This window comes from Synechococcus sp. H55.9 (genome assembly GCF_047462355.1).
Classification (GTDB): domain Bacteria; phylum Cyanobacteriota; class Cyanobacteriia; order Thermostichales; family Thermostichaceae; genus Thermostichus.
Genome location: NZ_JANSJB010000124.1, coordinates 1 through 5,498, shown reverse-complemented (window position 1 = coordinate 5,498; position 5,498 = coordinate 1). Strand labels below are relative to the sequence as shown.

4 protein-coding genes are annotated in these 5,498 nt (G+C 58.1%); all 4 read right to left on the bottom strand.

The genetic code is table 11. The features are described from left to right. Positions 1–316: 316 nt before the first annotated feature. The 4 genes from NW857_RS12100 to NW857_RS12085 are packed head-to-tail and all read right to left on the bottom strand — an operon-like array spanning position 317 to position 5,218. Entirely contained in the window at positions 317–1,387 is a 1,071-nt protein-coding gene (locus NW857_RS12100; RefSeq protein ID WP_414337015.1) for a macro domain-containing protein, read from the bottom strand. Between the two features lie 12 nt (positions 1,388–1,399). Then, complete coding sequence (locus NW857_RS12095; protein WP_414337017.1) at positions 1,400–2,047, bottom strand: DUF4433 domain-containing protein; 648 nt, start codon at positions 2,045–2,047, stop codon at positions 1,400–1,402. Between the two features lie 51 nt (positions 2,048–2,098). Further along, positions 2,099–3,472 carry a nitrate/sulfonate/bicarbonate ABC transporter ATP-binding protein gene (locus tag NW857_RS12090; protein WP_414336097.1) on the bottom strand — a complete coding sequence of 458 codons (1,374 nt, stop codon included), beginning with the start codon at positions 3,470–3,472 and terminating at the stop codon, positions 2,099–2,101. Positions 3,473–3,490: 18 nt separating this feature from the next. Then, a complete protein-coding gene (locus NW857_RS12085; protein WP_414336095.1) occupies positions 3,491–5,218 on the bottom strand; it encodes an ABC transporter permease in 1,728 nt (575 codons plus the stop codon). Positions 5,219–5,498: the final 280 nt, after the last annotated feature.

Genomic DNA, 5,498 nt, shown 5'->3' with positions numbered 1-5,498 from the left:
CCTTTGGTTCCAGGAATCCGAGCTGGTAAGCTGGACGCCCGCCACCCAAAGCTGGATTTACGAGTAGGCATGGCCGGTGGCAGCAAAATGGCTCGTCGCGTCGATCCCTAGTTCTCTTCTCCCTTTGAACAGAGGCTAGAGAGGAAAACTGTACAGCGATCCGGGGCAGGAATCAAATTATCAAATAGCGATGAAACAGTTCTTCAAGTTCATCCACAACTCCCCTCTCTCTCTGGGAGAGGGGCTGGGGGTAGCGGCGCGGAGCGCTTGGGAGCTGTCTCGATCTAGCCTGGAATGACCATATCTCGAACCTGCTTTAGCTGGTTGCGAACTGCTGCGTCGGAAAGGCCCTGACCCATCCCTTCTCTACCAAAACTTGAGTGGCGAGCAGGATTTGTTTCTTGCTGAATCGTCGCTTTCTTTCCGCCCAGGCGTGGAAACCCTCCACCAGCTCCTCCGCCGTGCTGGGGTGGTCGCGAGTTATGATCCAATGGGCAGTGGCGAGCAGTTCTAAACCATATGGCGACTCAAAACCCTCCACGAGGTCGCTAACACGCTCGAAACGTTCTCTCGTCTCCGGCTGACTGGCGAGGTAGCTGTAGGCCTCCTCAACGGCGCCAGGCACAAGCTCTAGCTTCTTGTCCGGTTGGTCACCCCCCGATCCGTACCCGGAGATGTAGTGCCCTTCGATTTCCTTGAGAACATGCCGCAGGTTCTCAGCATAGGGGCCATAGACGCCCTTCGTGAACCGCAGGCGCAGCGGCTCCCCGGCCTCCTGCAGGAAGTACATCAGCTTGTGCAGCTCGAGCAGGGAAACGAAGGGAACCAGTAGACCGTTGATGTAACGCTCCATGAGGCCCACCAGCACCGCTCTTCCCGGGGTCAAGGTGGAAACCTGCCCACGGCGCATGCTCTTCGGCAAAAGCTGAACTTCAGTCGGCTCATAGACAAGAATGCGGACATCCGTGAGCGTTGCCAGTGCCCGCTCGATGCGGGAGCGAACATCTGGCCAACTGAGACCACCGAGGCCACAGCCTAGGGGTGGCAAAGCAACCGAATGTAGGTCAAGGCGCCTGATCTCTTGGACAAGGGACTGCAGCCCAGCCTCAATGTCCTCAATCCTCGACTTCCCTCGCCAGTGGCGCTTGGTGGGAAAATTGATAATGTAGCGCGGATTGGTCAGCTTTCCTGTCTCGAAAACCAATAGTTTGCCCGGCCGAACCTCCCCCCGTCGGCAAGCTGCTGCGTAGGCCTTGAAGTTCTCAGGCCAGGCTTTTTTGAACTGCAGCGCAATGCCACGGCCCATGGCGCCAACGCAGTTAACGGAATTGACCAGCGCTTCCGCATCCGCTTTCAGGATATCCCCGACACAGTACTCGAGGTTCATGGCCTCTCTCCGCTAAAAATACCAATCGGCACGGACTTCAACCGCAGGATTATACCTACTTCCTGCCAATGCTTGGTTGACCCTGTCTTTGACGCTAGCCTGGCACACTCCGATCCTTTCAACGAGATCAAAAGGGAAATAGCCATGGACGAGAAATTCTGCCTGCTTGCGCTCTTTAATATCTGAGTTGCGAAAATCCCTAGCACTAATGGCATCCCAGTCTAGCTCACCAAGACAGTCGAGTTGTGCGCGAAACTCAGTGTAGCGTGCCCCTGCATTGGAGAGGGAGAAAGCCCATCGAGTTCCACTGTGGTCAGCCCAATTGATGACCCGGTACAGATCGGCTTCGAGGTGTACGACTAGGGTCTGCCCGCCGCGATAGGCCAACTCGGGGTGGTTGGCGCAGTGGATAACATAAAGCATGATCGAGCGCGGGCAAAAATAAAAGGGAACATAGTCGCCGACTTTTGTGTCGGGGTGACAGGCAACTTCCAGCTCCTCGATTCGGCGCCGCTTGATTTTGGACATGCCAATTATTTGCGTCGGCCCGCCTTGCTGCAGGATTGCCGCGTCAGAAAGTAGGCCGCCGGCAGTTACGATACCTTGCAAGTTGTCCACATGAGTGATGTGGTAAATTTTCGGGCTTTCTGGGATAGGCATCGTACCTCTAACCTACGACCCAGCTTTGGAAAAGGCAAAGCCAAGCTGGCCCTAGCCAGAACGGGAATCAAGGCCGACAGGCTCAGAAGCGGCGGAGCTTTCGCTGGGATCCGGGAGATACAGCCGCTCTTCCGAGGCATCGTACTCAAAGAGCTCCGCATAGCGCCCCCAGTCAACGGCTGTAGCAAACTGCCGCTCAGCTTCCTCGTGGGGAAAATGTTCGTCCCAGAGATCCAAGAAGAAGTCCGCCCGCATGGAGCGGCTGTTTTTTTCTTCCAGCGTCTGCAGGATGCTCTTGAAGACCGGCACCCGTGCCAAAAGCTGCTGTCGGAAGAGATCCTTGCTGCGCAAGATGGTGGTGTTGGCAAAGTCTTGGCCGATCTCGGTCAGTTGTACCACCCTGCCGCTTACCTCGGCAAAGCCCAACAGCACCGCCGCATCCAAAATCGGCAGCAAGTCATCCACCGCCAGTTGCAGCCGCTCGGCCAGCTCGGCAATCTCTACCCGTGCCTGCGGCCATTCCACAATCAGCTCCAGCAAACCACTGATGCCGCCCACCCGCGCATGGGGCAGGGGCAGCGCGTAGGGAGAAGTTGCCCTACTGCTTACCGAAGTGGGGGCAGCCACCTCGCCGGTTACCGGGATCTCCGGATTGGTCATGATCTCGTAGATGTAGTCGACCAGGGACTTGAAGCGGGGATCCGTACGTTCGTGGGGCCGCGGCAGGTCGATTTTCACCTCTCCCCGGATCCGCCCCGGCTTGGATCCCAGGATCACCACCCGATCCGCCAAAAACACGGCCTCTTCGATGTTGTGGGTAACGATGAGAATGCTCTGGGAAGGGAAGGCCTGGGTGTTCCAGAGCTCGTCGATCTCCCCCCGCAGGTTCTCCGCCGTCAGCACGTCCAGAGCGCTGAAGGGCTCGTCCATAAACAGCACCTTGGGCTCTAGAACAAAGGCGCGGGCAAAGCCCACCCGCTGCTTCATGCCCCCCGAGAGTTCCTTGGGGTAGGCGTTCTCGAACCCATCCAGGCCCACCAGGTCGATGGCCTTGAGGGCCCTTTGCCGCCGGATCTCGCGCGGGATCCCTTGAGCCTGCAGCCCCAGCTCCACATTTTCCTGCACCGTCAGCCAGGGCAAGAGAGCAAAACTCTGAAACACCATGGCCACATCCGGGTTGGGGCCCCGCAGAGGACGTCCATTGCTCAACACTCGCCCTTCGCTAGGCGGGATCAGGCCCGCCATGATGCGCAGCAGGGTGCTTTTGCCGCTGCCGCTGCGGCCCAACAAAGCCAAAACTTCCCCTGCCCGCACTTGCAAATCTATCTGGCTTAAAACCGTAAACTCGCCCTTGCCCTCCGGCAAAGGAAAGCGCTTGTAGACCCTCTCAACTTCGATCAGAACCGGAGAAGCTGCAGAACTCATATCAGATAGCCTCAAAGATTAAAGGTGATATTTTTCTTCTGCCAATTGATACAACCGCCGCCAGAAAAGGCGATTGATGCCCACCACAAACAAGCTCATCATGCCAATGCCCAAAGTAATGCGGGGCCAATCTCCCACCGCCGTTGCCTCAGCGATATAGGTGCCCAATCCCGTAGCCTTGAGAGTGGTGGATCCCCAGGCCACGATCTCCGAGACAATGCTAGCGTTCCAAGCGCCGCCGCTGGCCGTGATCCCCCCGGTAACCCAGGCAGAAAAGATCCCCGGAATAATCAGCTTTTGCCAGCGCTGCCATCCCCGCAAGCCCACATCCACGGCCATCTCGCGCAAATCTGTGGGAATGCTCTGGGCGCCGGCAATGGAGTTAAAGAGAATGTACCACTGCGCTCCCAACGACATCAGCAAAATGCTGCCCCACTCAATGCTAATTTGGGTGCGGATGAAAAACAGCGTGGCAAATGGAAAGAGGAAATTGGCCGGAAAAGCTGCCAGAAATTGCACCACCGGCTGCAGCAACTTTGCCAGGCGTGGATTAAAGCCGATGGCCACTCCGATCGGCGTCCAGATCACGGTGGCGAAAACCAACAGCACGCTGACCCGCAGCAGGGTGAGGATCCCCAGCCCAAAGGTCAGCAGCACCTCCCCGAAACCCACGGTGGTGGACACAAAATGAACAATCCAAATCCCGATCCCGCCAATGGCCAGCCAAGAGAGCTGAGTCAACAGCCGCTCGCGGCGTCGCTCCGCCTCGGGATTGGGTGGATCCCCCCAGCGCGGGCGAGTTAAATAGGACAACAGCCGATCCGCCAATTCTCGGAAGGGAGCCAGCCAATTGCCCAGCAACCGCGGGATCCGCGCTGCGGTCAGCAGATCATACAGCCACGACTCCGGGGCAGCCGCACTGGCGCTCTGCTCCAGGCGAAACTTATCCGACCAGGCCACCAGAGGCCGCCAGAAGAGCTGATCCACCAGCAGGATCACCACCGCCATGGTCAAAAGCGCCCAGCCCAACTTGGGCAGATCTTCTGCTTGAACGGCGGCTTCCACATAGGATCCCAGGCCAGGCAGGGTGTACTCCTGGTTAAGCACGCTGATGGCCTCGCTGGCGGCCACAAAGAACCATCCCCCGCCAAAACTCATCATGGCGTTCCAGATGAGGCCCACCATCGCTGCCGGCACTTCCAACTGGACGAAGCGCTGCCAGCCCGACAAGCGGTAGAGGGTAGCCGCTTCCACCAGCTCCTGCGGCAGGGTGCGCAAGGATTGGTAAAAGGAAAAAGTCATGTTCCAAACCTGGCTGGTGAAGATGGCGAAGATAGAAGCCGCCTCCAGACCCAGCAGGCTGCCGGGAAAAAGCGCGATAAAGCCGGTAACGGTAATGGAGAGAAACCCCAACACCGGCACCGATTGCAAGATATCCAACAGGGGGATCAAAATTCGCTCCGCCCAGCGGCTTTTGGCGGCGATATACCCGTAGATCAGGGTAAAAAGGGTGGAAAAGAAGAGGGCGATGAACATGCGCAAGGTGGAGCGGGCGGCGTAGTAGGGCAGGTTGCGCGGATCCAGGTCGACTCGGGGCACCAGCGCCGGCGGCTGAAACTGCTCAAAAGCCCCCGTCCCCACCTGCGCCACCAAGGCCAGGAGAACCAACGTGCCCAGAATAATAGCCCCATCAGCAGCCCCAGCCGGCAGCCGACGGAGTACCTCTGGAGAAGGAAAAGTCCTCATGTCCGCTCCGAAAGGTTCACGAAACGGTAACAAAGCATCCCCACCCCACCCCGCAGAATAGAGTCCTCAGCCTCTGCAGCGTTGCCGCTTTACTTCCTGCTTCCGCGTTTCCTAACTGGCCGGCTCCCAACCCCGCAACAGGAAACTCCACGCCAGGCTTTGCACTGCGTTGAGGTCGCGGTCTATTTCTAAACTCAGAAAACCCACACCCAGCAATACTACCTGAAATAGGCACCGTAAACTACCCGACTCCGACCGCTAAGCGGTACGGAGCGGGCTT